The organism is Methylomonas subterranea (genome assembly GCF_024505185.1).
Taxonomy (GTDB): Bacteria; Pseudomonadota; Gammaproteobacteria; order Methylococcales; family Methylomonadaceae; genus Methylomonas; species Methylomonas subterranea.
Genome location: NZ_JANIBJ010000030.1, coordinates 41577 through 56414, shown reverse-complemented (window position 1 = coordinate 56414; position 14838 = coordinate 41577). Strand labels below are relative to the sequence as shown.

The window sequence follows — 14838 nt, the reverse complement described above, 5'->3', positions numbered from 1 at the left end:
TCGATTTTTACTTTCAGAGTAACGTTCATGAAGGCCTGGCAATCACCCCGGCAAATGAAAGTCAACAGCGTTATGTCCTTAGTTTTCTGGGCCGTTGCCGCGTGACTTTCAGAGTAATTCACCGGTAAATCACATTAACCCAGGGATTTCAGAATCAATTCCAAGGGAGCCAGGGAAATTATCGCTCTGAACAGCAGCGCGCTTTGCGACACAACACCGTAGCATTCGTAATCCAAGGCGGTCGTCGACGATTCGCCGAAATCGTGTTCGGCGGAATTGTCCGCCGGCTTGATCAAAATATGCAGTGCATCATTGCTTTTCAGTTCCGACAGTTGCCGCCTGTCTATGCTGATTTTATGCGAGGTGTAGACCATGGGATTTTTCTCGAAATCATGGCCTTTTTTTTTGGCTTTTTCCAATAGAGCGCTCGACAACAAGGCGCAGGGAAACATTTCCGGAAAGATCACCTTGTCCTGTAACTCATCGAAATATTCGGTTTGATCGCGCAAGCACCCGCAGAGAAAATTTTTGGCGTTGCTGGTGGTCATGAATTTGCGCTTTAAAAAATATCCGCCGCCGATATAACTCCTATCGGCTTGAGCAGCCAAATCGCCCCAATCGGAAAAGTTCGGCGAATTCAGAAATAAAGGCTCGGAGGTTTCTTTTTTATATCCCAGCAATGCCAAGTTGCCATCGCTTTTGACCATGATACGGTTGCTGAGCACGGGCGTGGGCGAGTCTTTGAATTGCGACGGCTTGATCTCCACTTCCACGAATTGCCCGGCTTTTATGACGTTGGCAAATGAGAACTGGTAATTGCTGAAATTTAGCTGGTGACTGCCTATTAAATCCAGTTCGTCGGCTGTCCGGCGAAAATCCGCCAACTTGCCTTCGATCAGCGATTCCAGTTGAAATCCCAAAGTGATGGGTCCTTGAAAGGGATTATCCTTAATTTTGTGCCAGTGCTTGTTGTCATGAAACAAATTGAAATCGTCCGTGGCATTACGGGCAACATCGATATGCAGCTGGCTAAAAACGTCTGAACTGATTTCGTACATGGCAAGCTCCCGGAGATAAAGCCATTACCTGTCTAACTAAAAGGCTAACCACTTTACCTTTTTCATCCTTCAAGTTGAAGTCCTGATCGGAATTGCATTGCCGCAACCCACATCTGTTGGAAAGCTGTGTAGTTTATAGCTGAATACCTGTGGATAAATTCCACCGAATCTATCTAATACAGCTTATCCACAATCCCATCACAAGCGTAAAAGCCGGCCACACACACGATTATTTAACATACAATACTATGATTTATAACGAAAAATAAAGCTTATCAACAGAAATATCGACTGTTAATAATAGTAATAAAATAAAGATATCTATACTTTTTTATTATTACCAAACAGCATCGGGCGCCAAGAAATGCTTGTTTCATTCCTCGTTTTCGTCCAACCGCAAATGTTCGCTAAAGCTTTTAGGCAACTTTTTTTTGATTTTCACCCCCAGTTCTTCAAAAGCGCTGGCCTGACGCAATAAATTCCCGCTACCCGTAGTCAGTTTGTTGACGATGCCGTTGTAGGTTTTATGCACCGTCTGCAACTGGTTGCCGAGTTTTTCTATGTCCTCCACAAATCCCCTGATCTTGTCGTACAGGTTGCCGGCCTTATCGGCAATGAGCCGGGCATTTTCATTTTGTTGTTCGTAACGCCAGATGTTTTGCACGGTACGCAAGGTGGCCAATAAGGTGGTGGGGGTAACGACCACGATCTTGTGTTCGAAGGCATCGTTAAACAGTTTTTCATCGGCTTGAAACGCGGCGATGAAGGCGGCTTCGATGGGCATGAACAGCAACACGAAATCCAAGGATCGCAAACCTTTTAAACTGGAATAGTCCTTGTTGCTCAGACCTTTGATGTGGTTGCGCACCGCTTCGGTGTGCTGCCTCAAGGCTTCGATACGCTGGCTATCATCTTCCGCCGCGCAATAACGTTCATAGGCCAGCAAGGAGACTTTGGAATCGATGATCACATCCTTATTGTCCGGCAGGCGGACGATCACATCCGGTTTGAACAGGCGCTTGTCTTCATCGCGGAAAGCGCCTTGGGTTTCGTATTCCATGCCTTTGCGCAAGCCTGATTGTTCCAGCACTTTCTCCAATATCATCTCGCCCCAGTTACCCTGCAGCTTATGATCGCCTTTCAATGCCCGGGTTAGGTTCAAGGCTTCCTGGTTCATCTTTTGGGTGTCGCGGCGCAAGGAAACGATTTCCTCGCGCAGGGAAATGCGGTCCTTGGTTTCGTTGTCGTATACGCTTTCGACGCGATTTTTGAATTCGCCCAGTTGCTGCTTCAGCGGAGCGACCAGACTTTCGATGCTGGTTTTGTTGTGCTCGACAAATTGCTTGCCGCGCTCCTCGAAGATACGTTGCGCCAGGTTCTCGAATTGGGCTTTAAGTTGATTTTCCGCGTCCTGCAGCAGGCGGATTTTTTCGGCGTTACTTTTATGTTGTTCTTGTTGGCGGGCGTTGAGATCGGCGTTTTGGGTTTTCAAATCCAGCAATTGCCGTTGCAAACTTTGAATTTCCGACTCTTTTCGACTCAAGGCAGCCAGTTTTTCCTCCGCCACCGCCAGATCGATGCTTTGGCGCTGCAGTTGCTCCCGTTGTGTTGCCAGTAATGTATCCAGTGCCCGGCGCCTTTTGCTAAACCACCAGACACTGCTTAAAAAGCCGGAGAAAGCCGCCAGCACGCATGCCAGCGGCCAAAGCCATTGCTCCATCACAGGCTGTTGAAAACCGTGCCGGCGGCGTCTAGAGTGTTCTGTATATCGGCATCGCCATGCGCGGCGGAGACAAAACCGGCTTCAAACGCCGACGGCGCCAGATAAATGCCTTGTTCCAGCATGCCGTGAAAAAACCGTTTGAAACGGTCTTGGTTGCACTGCATCACTTGAGAAAAGCGCTTGATGGCTTTTTCCTCGCTGAAAAACAAACCGAACATGCCGCCGACCTGATTGGTGGTAAAGGCAATGCCGGCCTGATCGGCGCGCTGTTGCAATCCGCCGAGCAGTTGAGTGGTTTGTTGAGTCAGTCTGTCGTGAAAACCGGGCCGGCAAATCAATTCCAGGGTTTTCAAACCCGCCGCCATCGCCACCGGATTACCCGACAAAGTGCCGGCCTGATAAACCGGCCCCAAGGGCGCTAGATGCCCCATGATCCGGCGACTGCCGCCGAAGGCGCCTACCGGCATGCCGCCGCCTATGATTTTACCCAAGGTGGTCAGATCCGGTTTGATGCCGTACAGACCTTGCGCGCCGTGCAAACCGACGCGAAAGCCTGTCATCACTTCGTCGAAAATCAGCAGGCTGCCGTATCGGTCGCAAACGTCGCGCAAGGTTTGCAGAAAACCGTTTTCCGGCGGAATACAGTTCATATTGCCGGCCACCGGTTCCACGATGATGCAGGCGATCTGCTCGCCCAGCTTGGCAAACAAGTCCCGTACGCTATCGCTGTCATTGTAGGTCAGCGTGATGGTATCCGCGGCGACGGAGGCCGGTACGCCGGGCGAGCTGGGCACGCCGAAAGTCAAGGCACCAGAACCGGCCTTAACCAGCAAGGAATCCGAATGTCCATGGTAACAGCCTTCGAATTTGACAATTTTATCCCGGCCGCTAAAGCCGCGCGCCAGACGTATCGCACTCATGGTGGCTTCGGTGCCGGAGCTGACCATGCGCACCATTTCCACGGCGGGCAGCAATTCGCAGACTTTTTCCGCCATGCGGGTTTCGATTTCGGTGGGTGCGCCGAAACTCAAACCCTTTTCGGCGCTTTGTTTGACGGCCTCTATTACCTCCGGATCAGCGTGGCCAAGGATCATCGGTCCCCATGAACCGACATAGTCGATATAACGCTTGCCCTCGCTGTCGTAAACATAAGGGCCTTGCGCGCGATCGAAATAGACCGGCGTACCGCCGACGCCGCTAAACGAACGAACCGGCGAATTGACGCCGCCGGGAATGAATTTTTTGGCTTGGGAAAATAAGTCGCTGGCTTGAGTCATGGTAAAAAGAGCTGTTAGAAAAAATAAAGGGTACGAAGAACGGTTCTTCGTACCCTGGAGATCGGTATTCGGAAAAATTTACTGTTTGCCGAAAAGCCGCGGACCCTTGGGTTGCTGTTTGTTTTGCAGGCAAAAGTAAGCCGCCGCGTCGAACTTGATACGCAACGAATGGGTGTTTTCATGCTGTTTCAGGAAATGCTTGGCGTCTTCGGCCGACAGATCCTTCATCATATAGCGGGCGATGCACATGCAGTCTTTGTCCAAACGCGGTTTGTCGATATCCGGATTGGCCGAAGCTTTCAATTCGCGCGCCACGCATTGATCGGCAAACTCGTGTTCGAATTGATGTTTGACCACGTCTGTGACGACTTCATCGTGCGAATGATCGAAAGGATTATGCGCGGGTTTGCTGGCGGCGGCCGGTTGGGTTTCCGCCGGCTTGTCGTCGGAACAACCAGCCAGGAATACATTCAGGCTCAGACAGGTCAACAGGACTAATAGGGATTTGATTTTCATAATTTTATAATTGTTTTAGTTGAGTAAATTTTGCAGTAACGGTGCCAATAGTTGTTGCTGGGTGGCTTGTAGCAAGCGATTGGCGGTAACAATACTTTTGAGTTGGCGCAACGCCAAATCGAAATCATCGTTGACCAGCAAATAATCGAACTCCGGATAATGACTCATTTCGGTGACGGCGTCACGCATGCGGCGGGCTATGGTGTCCTCATCGTCCTGGCCGCGGTTTTGCAAACGCTGTTTCAAAATTTCTATCGATGGCGGCAGGATAAAAATAGATACGCTGTCGGGCAACATTTTTCTGACTTGCTGCGCTCCTTGCCAGTCTATTTCCAGAATCACATCCAGACCCTGGGCCAGATTGTCTTCCACGGTTTTTTGCGCGGTACCGTAATAATTATCGAATACCCGGGCGTGCTCCAGAAACGCCTGCCGTTCAATCATGGCTTGAAAGGTATCGACGGAAACGAAAAAATAATCGCTGCCGTGAGTTTCTCCGCTACGCATGCCCCGGGTGGTATGCGACACCGACACCACCAGTTTGTCCATTTGTTGTCTCAGCTGTTTAACCAAACTGGTTTTGCCGGCGCCGGACGGGGCGGAAATAATATAAAGTTTGCCAGTAATCATTTGAATATGCGTGTGCGCCGGAGCGGGAAAAGGTTTTTAGGTGCGGCCGCCATTTTTTTCTGATAACGCTTAAGAGTCAAGCCAAAAAACCGTCCGGCTGGGGGGCTGTGGTATTATGAACGGCCTTTCCAACCCCTTCTATACAAGCCGATGAGCGCTATTTGGAACAATTGTCTGGCCAAACTTGAGCACGAAATTCCCACAACCGATTTCAGCACCTGGATAAGACCGCTGCAAGCGGTGGAAACCGATAGCCAGTTGAAACTGCTGGCACCCAATCGTTTCATCATCGACCATATCAAACAGCATTTTTTTGCAATCATAGAAGATGCCGTCAATGAGTTTTCCAATGCCACCCTCGCCGTGCAATTTGAAATCGGCAGTAAAAAAGCTCCCGCCATCAAAGCACCCACCCTGAATAAAGCACCCACCCAGAAAAAAAATCAGCCGAATTTTTTAAATAAAGCTTTTACCTTTGAAAGCTTTGTGGAAGGTAAATCCAATCAACTGGCCAGGGCTGCTTCGGTCACCGTCTCGGACAACATAGGCAAGGTCTACAATCCTCTTTTTATATACGGCAGTTCCGGTTTGGGGAAAACCCATTTGATGCACGCCATAGGTAACGCGGTATTGTTGAAAAATCCCAATGCCAACATCGTCTATCTGCATTCGGAAAAGTTCGTGCAGGACATGGTCAAGGCCCTGCAACAAAACAGCATCAATTATTTTAAGGATTACTATCGCAACATCGATGTGTTGCTGATGGACGATATCCAGTTTTTAGCCGGTAAAGAACGTTCGCAGGAAGAGTTTTTCCATACTTTTAATAATTTGTTGGATCAAAAGCATCAGGTTGTTTTGACCTGCGATAAGTACCCGAAAGAAATTCAAGGCCTGGAAGATCGCTTGAAATCCCGCTTCGGTTGGGGTTTGCCGGTGGCAATAGAACCGCCGGACCTGGAAACGCGTACCGCCATTCTGATCAAGAAAGCCCACCAGGCCGGCGTAACCCTGGAACAGGAAATTGCTTTTTTTATCGCCAAGCGCATTCCCTCCAATGTCAGAGATTTGGAGGGCGCGTTAAGGCGCGTGGTAGCCAATTCTCAGTTTACCGGCCGGGAAATCACCCTGGAATTTACCAAGGAAGCCCTGCACGACTTGATCAGCCTGCAGGACAAACTGGTCAGTATCGACAACATTCAAAAAACCGTGGCCGAGTATTTCAAAATTCGGGTGGCGGACTTGTCGTCGAAAAGCCGTAAACAATCGTTAACCCGGCCCAGACAAATCGCCATGACCTTGGCTCGCGAATTGACCTCTCACAGTTATCCGGAAATCGGCGATGCCTTCGGCGGCCGCGATCACACCACGGTGATCAATGCCTGTAAGCGGGTTGCCGAACTGAAGGAGGACGACGTCAAAATCGCGGAAGATTACAAAAACCTGTTGAGAACCCTATCGCATTAACTGCGTATAAGCTGGGGAAAAATCGGGGGTACTTATTGCCGTTTAAGTTATCCCCAGTCGGCCAACAGGCGCAATTGGCAGCAGGTAACAAGTTAAAAGTTTAATAAGCTTATGTTTTATAATTATAAAAATGTCTTTTCCACAGTTTTTTGCCTGCGTAGTAGTAACAATAAATAAAAAAATATTTATATGAAATTTATTATTAACCGAGATCAGTTATTAGCTCCGCTGCAACAAATCGTCAGCGTTATAGAGAAACGCCAAACCATGGCCATTCTGTCCAATGTGTTGCTGCATGTGGATGAAGACCGCTTAACCATGATAGGCTCCGATACCGAAATTCAGATTGTCAGCAAACTTAATCTTGATTCGGTGAGCGATGCCGGCGATATCACTGTTCCGGCGCGTAAATTTTTGGATATCTGCCGTTTATTGCCTCCCAACGCCGAAATCAAATTCGAGTTGCATGAAGACAAAGTCAAACTGGTGTCTGGTCGTAGCCGGTTTTCCTTGAGTACCTTGCCCGCCGAGCACTATCCTGAATTCAATGAGTCCGAATTCGATCACCAGTTTTTGTTAAACGCCGGCAAATTCAAAAAAGGTCTGGATAAAACCCTGTTTTGCATGGCTAATCAGGATGTACGTTATTATCTGAACGGCTTGCTGCTGCACATCAGCAACTCCCGTTTGAAATTAGTGGCTTCCGACGGCCATCGGTTGTCGATTTTTGAAGACGATATCGGCCAAGCCACCGGTCACGAAGCGCGCATCATTTTGCCGCGCAAGGCGGTACAGGAATTGAGCCGTCTGCTGGACGATGCCGATGCGGAACTCAATATTCAGTTTTCCAATAACCACATCAAAATTTATTACAAGGATGTAGCGTTTTCCTCCAAATTGATAGACGCCAAATTTCCGGATTTCAGCAAAGTGTTCAATCAAGCCTTCATGACTCCCCTGTTGATTCAGAAACAATTGCTCAGAGAGGCCCTGACCCGGGTGGCAATATTGTCCAATGAAAAATACAAGGGCGTGACCTTCGATATTGGCGCGGACCTGTTAAAGCTGAGTACCCACAATCCGGAGCACGACGAAGCCGAAGAAGAATTGCTTATCGATTATCAGGGTCAGGTTTTGAGCATTTCCTTCAACTCCCAATATATGCTGGATGCGGTTTCCAACCTAGATTCGGAACTGGCGGTCATTACCATTGCCAGTAACGCCAGCAGTTGCTTTATCGAAGAACCGGAAGATCCCTTATTCAAATTCATTGTGATGCCGATGCGCATGTAAGCGTCGGCTATGACTTTGTTGAAATTGGATGTGATCTCGGTAAGAAACATCCATTCGGCAACCATCCAGCCATCGCCGAGCTTGAATTTTGTAACGGGTGCCAATGCCAGCGGCAAAAGTTCGCTGTTGGAAGCCATTTTTATTTTAGGCAGGGCACGGTCTTTTCGTACCCAATACGTCAAACAAGCCATCGGTTTCGACCGGACTCAATTGATCGTCGCGGCTCAACACCGCCAGCATCAGGGTTCCGTTGCCAGTCTCGGTATTCAGATAAGCGCCAAGCAAACAGAGATACGCATAGACCAGGAAAACCGCCAAAAAGCCGACTTGGCTTATCTATTTCCCGTGCAGTTGATTCATCCGAAAAGCTATCGCCTGCTGGATGCCGGTCCGCAAAATCGCCGCGAGTTTTTGGATTGGGGGATTTTTAATCACAACCGAAACTTCTTACCCAACTGGCGTAATTTCAGTAAGGCCCTGCAGCAACGCAATGCCTTACTGAAAAATCGACAACTTAAACAAGTGCCGGCATGGGACAGGGAATTGATTGAATATGGCGCCGTAGTCAATGCGCTTCGTAAAGAATATGTTCAACTGCTGGCGCCGGTGTTTTTAGACATGGCTGGTCATTTTTTGGATACATCCCAGATTGAATTGCGCTTTTCCGCCGGTTGGGATGAGCAATTGGACTTGGAACGTATGCTGGTCCGGAATCTGGATAGAGATTTACGTTATGGGTTTACCCATGCCGGCCCCCATCGGGCCGACTTTTTGACGTTCCACAACCAGCGCTTAGCCAAGGATTATTTGTCGCGCGGTCAACAAAAGCTACTGGTGTTGGCCTTGTTGCTTTCGCAAGTCAGTTTGTTGAACAGCGAAGCTCGGAATAATTGCTGTATCCTGGTGGACGATCTAACCGCCGAATTGGATACAGTAAACAGGGCAAAATTGTTAAAATACCTAGCAAATCTCGGTTGTCAGGTATTTATAACCAGTACGGGTTTATCCGACTTCGGCGATTTAAGCACCCTAAATAATTACAAAGTGTTCCACGTGGAACAAGGCTGTATTCAACAGTTGTAGGGTTTCACGTGAAACAATAATAAAACCAGCAAGCACGCTTACGCAGGTCCTTTTGCCAAACCGGCAAAAGTTAGCCGTGCATTGCTGAACAACAGCAGACAACGGAATACAACACCATGAGTGAACAATACGATAGTTCGAATATCACAGTGCTTAAAGGACTGGATGCGGTACGAAAACGCCCTGGCATGTATATAGGTGATACCGACGACGGTTCCGGCTTGCACCACATGGTATTCGAAGTTGTCGACAACTCCATCGACGAAGCGCTGGCGGGCTACTGCAAGGGTGTCGATGTAGTGATTCACGAAAACGGCTCGGTTTCGGTGTATGACGATGGTCGCGGCATCCCGGTCGATATTCATGCGGAAGAAGGCCGCTCGGCGGCTGAAGTCATCATGACCGTATTGCACGCCGGCGGTAAGTTCGACGACAACGCCTACAAAGTTTCCGGCGGCCTGCACGGCGTGGGGGTATCGGTGGTCAATGCCTTGTCGGAAGAATTGACCCTGAAGGTACGCAAGGGCGGAAAACTGTATCAGCAAAAATACCTGCTGGGCGAACCGGTAGCACCCATGGCGGTGGTTGGCGAAGCCGATGGCAGCGGCACCTTCATCAACTTCAAACCCAGTCCGACCATTTTTACCAATACCGAATTCCAATACGACATCCTGGCCAAAAGGTTGCGCGAACTGTCGTTTTTGAATTCCGGCGTACGCATATCGTTGCGAGACGAAAGATCCGGCAAGGAAGATGTATTCGAATTCGAAGGCGGCATCAGTGCCTTCGTACAGCATCTGAATAAAAACAAAACCCCGTTGTTTGAAAAAGTCTTCCACTTCCAGGCGGAAAAGGAAGGCGTGGTAGTAGAGGTGGCTATGCAGTGGAACGATTCCTATCAGGAAAACGTATTCTGCTACACCAACAACATTCCGCAACGCGACGGCGGCACCCATTTGGCCGGTTTCCGTGCCGCGCTGACCCGCACCATCAACCAGTACATCGAAACCAATGGTCTGGCGAAGAAGGAAAAAGTCGCCACCACCGGCGACGACGCTCGCGAAGGCCTGACAGCGGTATTGTCGGTGAAAGTGCCGGATCCCAAATTCTCCTCGCAAACAAAAGACAAGTTAGTCTCATCGGAAGTAAAACCGCTGGTGGAATCCACCATGAACGAAAAACTGCACGAATTCCTGCTGGAACAACCTCAAGTCGCCAAAGCCATCGTCAATAAGATAATAGATGCCGCCAGGGCGCGAGAGGCCGCGCGTAAGGCTCGCGAAATGACCCGGCGCAAGACTACCCTGGATATCGCCGGCCTGCCCGGCAAACTGGCCGATTGCCAGGAAAAAGACCCGGCCTTGTCCGAACTGTTCATAGTGGAAGGGGACTCGGCGGGCGGATCCGCCAAACAAGGCCGCGACCGCCGTACCCAGGCCATTTTGCCGTTGAAGGGTAAAATTTTGAATGTGGAAAAAGCCCGCTTCGACAAAATGATTTCGTCGGAAGAAGTGGGCACCCTGATCACAGCGTTGGGCTGCGGTATCGGCAAGGACGAGTATAACGTCGACAAATTGCGTTACCACCGCATCATCATCATGACCGATGCCGACGTCGACGGCTCGCACATCCGCACCCTGTTGCTGACTTTTTTCTATCGGCAACTGCCTGAATTGGTCGAACGAGGTCATATCTACATCGCCCAGCCGCCTTTGTACAAAGTCAAAAAAGGCAAGCAGGAGCATTACGTCAAGGACGATAGCGCCTTGAACCAATACCTGATTCAACTGGCGCTGGACAAGGCCCAACTGCAAACCGACACCGACACGCCGGTCATTCAAGGCCAAGGCCTGGAGAAACTGGCAACCGAATTCGCCGACGTCATGGCCGTCATCAACCGCTTATCCAGACGCTACGACGATCTGTACCTGGAACAAATGACCTATTTGCCGCCGTTAAGCCAGGAAACCAAAGCCGAACGGGATAAACTCGCTGCTTGGTTTACGCAACTGGAAAGTAATTTGAATGCCGGAGAGCACAAAGCCGTATTCACCACCGAACTAAAATATAGCGGCAGCGACGATTTCGATGTCACGGTCAACAAACGCCTGCACGGCATCACCAAAACCTTCGTATTGCATGCCACCTTTTTTAGCGGCAACGATTATCAAAAAATAGCCCACTACGCCGAACAGACGCTAAGCCTGTTCGGCACTGACTCCGTAATGCGCATGGGCGAGCGCGAACAAGCGGTATCCAACTTCAAGGAAGCCTTTGAGTGGATGATGAAGGAAGTCAAAAAAGGCCAACACATCCAACGCTACAAAGGTCTTGGCGAAATGAATCCAGAGCAGTTATGGGAAACCACCCTGGATGCCAACAGCCGCCGCATGCTGCAAGTGACCATTCATGACGCTATTGCCGCCGACGAAATCTTCACCACCCTAATGGGCGATATCGTTGAACCGCGCCGGGATTTCATAGTGAAGAACGCCTTGGATGTGGCGAATTTGGATGTGTGATGTTGTCGTGTTGGATCTCATAATTTCTTAATGCTGCTATGAAGTGGTCTGCGAACGGCAGGCCACATTTTTTTGGGGACACACCTTAAATGAAAAAGCAGTAGATGAGATTGGTTCTTATCTAATAGGGATCGGTTGTAGCGAGGGGTGAAGTCCTCTCCTCATAGCCCTGCCGTTATTTAAAGACGAATAGCTGAATGCTAGATAGCTTCGAACCAGACTCGAAGCGCTGTATGATTCATGGATTAAGCATAACGGACCATTAAATGCCGCTAACCCTGCCCCAACTGGAACGCCATCTCTTCAAAGCCGCCGACATTTTGCGCGGCAAGATGGATGCCTCGGAATTTAAGGAATACATCTTCGGCATGCTGTTTTTGAAACGCTGTTCGGACGTGTTCGAGCAGCGCCGGGAAGAGGTGATTCAACTCGGGTTAGATAACGGCAAAACCCAAACGGAAGCGGAAACCGATGCCGAAATCTCCCGCTGGTATAAAACCGAAGGCACGTTCTGGGTGCCGCCGCATTCGCGCTACGATTTTCTACTGAACGACGCCCACCATAATGTCGGCGACTATTTGAACAAGGCCCTGGCCGGCATCGAAACCGCCAACACCAGCCTGCACGACGTGCTGGAACACATCGACTTCACCCGCAAGGTCGGTCAAAGCAAAATCCCCGACATCAAACTGCGTCAGCTGATCAGTCACTTTGGCCAGCACCGGCTGCGCAACGAAGACTTCGAATTTCCCGACCTGCTCGGTGCCGCTTACGAATATCTGATCGGCGAGTTCGCCGACTCGGCCGGCAAGAAAGGCGGCGAGTTCTACACGCCGCGCGCCGTAGTGCGAATGATGGTCCGGTTGATCAAACCGGAACTACACCACCACGTCTATGATCCGTGCTGCGGTTCGGGCGGCATGCTGATCGCCGCCAAGGAATTCATCGACGAACACGGCGCCGACGGCCGCAAGGCCAATCTGTTTGGTCAGGAGTTCAACGGCACGGTCTGGTCCATCGCCAAGATGAACATGCTGCTGCACGGCATCAGTACCGCCGATCTGGAAAACGAAGACACCCTGGCCGATCCGCGCCATATCGAAAACCGCGAACTGCGCCGCTTCGACCGCATCCTCACCAATCCGCCGTTCTCGATCAACTGGGGCAACACCGAAAAGAACGCCGACGGCACGCCGGCCTGGGCGCCGAAATTCCCGGAGCGCTTCCGTTACGGTCAAGTGCCGCTCGGGGCCAAAAAAGCCGACTTGATGTTTCTGCAACACATGCTGGCCGTATTGCGCGATGGCGGCCGCATGGCCACCGTCATGCCGCACGGCGTGCTGTTTCGAGGCGGCGAAGAAAAAGCCATCCGTGCCGGCATCATCGAAGACGATTTGCTGGAAGCGGTAATCGGCGTCGCCCCCAACCTGTTCTACGGCACAGGCATCCCAGCCTGCATTCTGGTGTTGCGCCAACACGTGCAGGACGGTGCCAATCGCGTCAGCGGCAAACCCACCGAGCGCCAAGGCAAAGTGCTGTTCATCAACGCCGACCGCGAATACTTCGAAGGCCGGGCGCAGAATTTCCTGCTTCCGGAACACATCGAAAAAATCGTCACCACCTTCGACCAATGCCAGGCTATTGATGGTTTTTCGGCGATCATCGACAACGCCACACTGAAAGCCAACGACTACAACCTCAATATCCGCCGTTATGCCGACAATGCCCCACCGCCTGAGCCGCACGACGTGCGCGCCCATTTGCTCGGCGGCGTGCCCAAAGCCGAAGTCGACGCCAAAATGGCATTGTTCAATGCGCACGGTTTGAATCCATTGGATTTGTTCCAACGCCGTCATCCCCGTGAAAACGGGGACCCAGGAGCTGAAACTCGTTATTGCGACTTCCAACCCCACCTGGACAACCGCCAGTCGTTAAAGCCCGCCATCGAAGCCAACCCCGGCTTGAAAGCCAAGGAAGCCGCGATCCGCGTTGCCTTTGAGCAGTGGTGGACGGAACACAGTACCCGCATCACCGCGCTGGCCGGGCAACGCGACAACGCCGCCAGTCTGGTGGCCTTGCGCACTGAACTGCTGCATAGCTTTTCCGACAACCTGGAACGCATCGGCCTGCTCGACCCGTTTCAAGTGCGCGGCATCGTTGCCGGCTTCTGGTATCAAAGCAAATACGACTTTTTGACCCTGATGGCCCGCGACAGTAAAGGCGTAGTCGACGCCTGGCGCACCGGCATCGTCACCGCCCTGGAAGACAAAGCCGGCAAGGACAGTCCGCTGGAACACAAACTGGTCAAATTCCTGCTCGGCGACTTTGTCAGCGCGTTAAGCGAACTGGAAGCGCAAAAAGCCGAACTGGAAAGCCAGCTCAAAGCCGCCGCTCCGGTGAAAAGCGATGACGACGAAGAGGTCAGCGAAACCGAAGACGACGAAAACCCGGTCGACGAAGCGCAAATCAAGGCCTGGAAAAAACAACTGGCCGAGGTCAAGAAGCAACTGAAATCCCAGCAGGACGGCTTTACCCAACATCTGAACCGCGCAGTCGATGCCCTGACGCCGGAACAAGCCGCCGAGCTGCTGTTGAAAATTTTGCATCACGACATGCAAGCCATCCTGGAACGCTACATCGCCGCCCAGCGCAAACAAATCGTCGCCGCGTTCGAAAACTGGTGGGACAAATATCGGGTGACATTGACTGAAATCGAAAGTCGGCGCGATTCGGCTTCCAAAGCGTTGCAAGGGTATTTGAAAGGGCTGGGGTATGTTTAACGACCGTCGTTCCGGCAGGGATTGCCGGAACCCAGATGCCATGGATGGTAAAGGCTATTCGCGGGAATGACTTAAAATCGTTGGCGTTCGCAATTCAATGAAACAACCCGCCGTCTACATCCTCGCCAGCCAACGCAACGGCACCTTGTACATCGGCGTTACCAGTAATTTATTGCAACGAATTTGGCAACACAAAGAAGACCTGGTCGAAGGTTTTACCAAACAATACCGGGTGCATACTTTGGTTTATTACGAACTGCATGCCGACATGAACGCCGCGATTGCCCGCGAAAAGCAGTTGAAGAAATGGAACCGCAAATGGAAGCTGGATTTAATCGAGCAACAAAACCCAAACTGGCGCGATCTGTGGGACGACATCAAAACCCCCTAATCCGTCGTCCCCGTGAATGCTTGTCCACGACTCTGATCGGGGACGGGGATCCAGCAAGCGCCATCAGCCCTAGCTGGATTCCCGTCCCCGTTCGAGCC

Annotated in this window: 11 protein-coding genes; 6 read left to right on the top strand and 5 right to left on the bottom strand. The window is 50.9% G+C overall.

Translation table 11 applies throughout. The annotated features are described in order from the left end of the window. Nucleotides 1–134: 134 nt before the first annotated feature. The 5 genes from NP590_RS15305 to gmk form a co-directional block, all read right to left on the bottom strand. Nucleotides 135–1058, bottom strand: a complete 924-nt coding sequence (locus tag NP590_RS15305; protein ID WP_256603460.1) for a hypothetical protein — start codon at nt 1056–1058, stop codon at nt 135–137. A gap of 373 nt (nt 1059–1431) precedes the next feature. Beyond that, nucleotides 1432–2778 carry a DNA recombination protein RmuC gene (locus NP590_RS15300; protein ID WP_256603461.1) on the bottom strand — a complete coding sequence of 449 codons (1347 nt, stop codon included), beginning with the start codon at nt 2776–2778 and terminating at the stop codon, nt 1432–1434. Continuing rightward, complete coding sequence (gene hemL, locus NP590_RS15295) at nt 2778–4058, bottom strand: glutamate-1-semialdehyde 2,1-aminomutase (protein ID WP_256603459.1); 1281 nt, start codon at nt 4056–4058, stop codon at nt 2778–2780. The genes NP590_RS15300 and hemL overlap by 1 nt, the downstream gene beginning before the upstream one ends. A 78-nt stretch (nt 4059–4136) precedes the next feature. Continuing rightward, nucleotides 4137–4574: a hypothetical protein gene (locus NP590_RS15290; RefSeq protein WP_256603457.1), complete on the bottom strand. Its 438-nt coding sequence runs from the start codon at nt 4572–4574 to the stop codon at nt 4137–4139. A 15-nt stretch (nt 4575–4589) separates the two neighbouring features. Beyond that, on the bottom strand, nt 4590–5204 hold the full coding sequence (gene gmk, locus NP590_RS15285; protein WP_256603456.1) for a guanylate kinase: 615 nt from the start codon (nt 5202–5204) through the stop codon (nt 4590–4592). A gap of 150 nt (nt 5205–5354) precedes the next feature. On the opposite strand from gmk, the gene dnaA reads away from it, so the two are divergent. The 6 genes from dnaA to NP590_RS15255 all read left to right on the top strand — a co-directional run bounded on the left by dnaA (nt 5355) and on the right by NP590_RS15255 (nt 14740). Continuing rightward, nucleotides 5355–6671, top strand: a complete 1317-nt coding sequence (dnaA, locus tag NP590_RS15280; protein ID WP_256603454.1) for a chromosomal replication initiator protein DnaA — start codon at nt 5355–5357, stop codon at nt 6669–6671. Nucleotides 6672–6860: 189 nt separating this feature from the next. Beyond that, on the top strand, nt 6861–7964 hold the full coding sequence (dnaN, locus tag NP590_RS15275; RefSeq protein ID WP_256603451.1) for a DNA polymerase III subunit beta: 1104 nt from the start codon (nt 6861–6863) through the stop codon (nt 7962–7964). Nucleotides 7965–7973: 9 nt separating this feature from the next. Continuing rightward, nucleotides 7974–9047: a DNA replication/repair protein RecF gene (gene recF, locus NP590_RS15270; protein ID WP_256603449.1), complete on the top strand. Its 1074-nt coding sequence runs from the start codon at nt 7974–7976 to the stop codon at nt 9045–9047. Nucleotides 9048–9163: 116 nt separating this feature from the next. Continuing rightward, nucleotides 9164–11569, top strand: coding sequence for a DNA topoisomerase (ATP-hydrolyzing) subunit B (gyrB, locus tag NP590_RS15265; RefSeq protein WP_256603447.1), 2406 nt, complete (start codon nt 9164–9166; stop codon nt 11567–11569). A 266-nt stretch (nt 11570–11835) separates the two neighbouring features. After that, complete coding sequence (locus NP590_RS15260) at nt 11836–14349, top strand: N-6 DNA methylase (protein ID WP_256603445.1); 2514 nt, start codon at nt 11836–11838, stop codon at nt 14347–14349. A 97-nt stretch (nt 14350–14446) separates the two neighbouring features. Next, on the top strand, nt 14447–14740 hold the full coding sequence (locus NP590_RS15255) for a GIY-YIG nuclease family protein (protein ID WP_256603444.1): 294 nt from the start codon (nt 14447–14449) through the stop codon (nt 14738–14740). Nucleotides 14741–14838 lie beyond the last annotated feature (98 nt).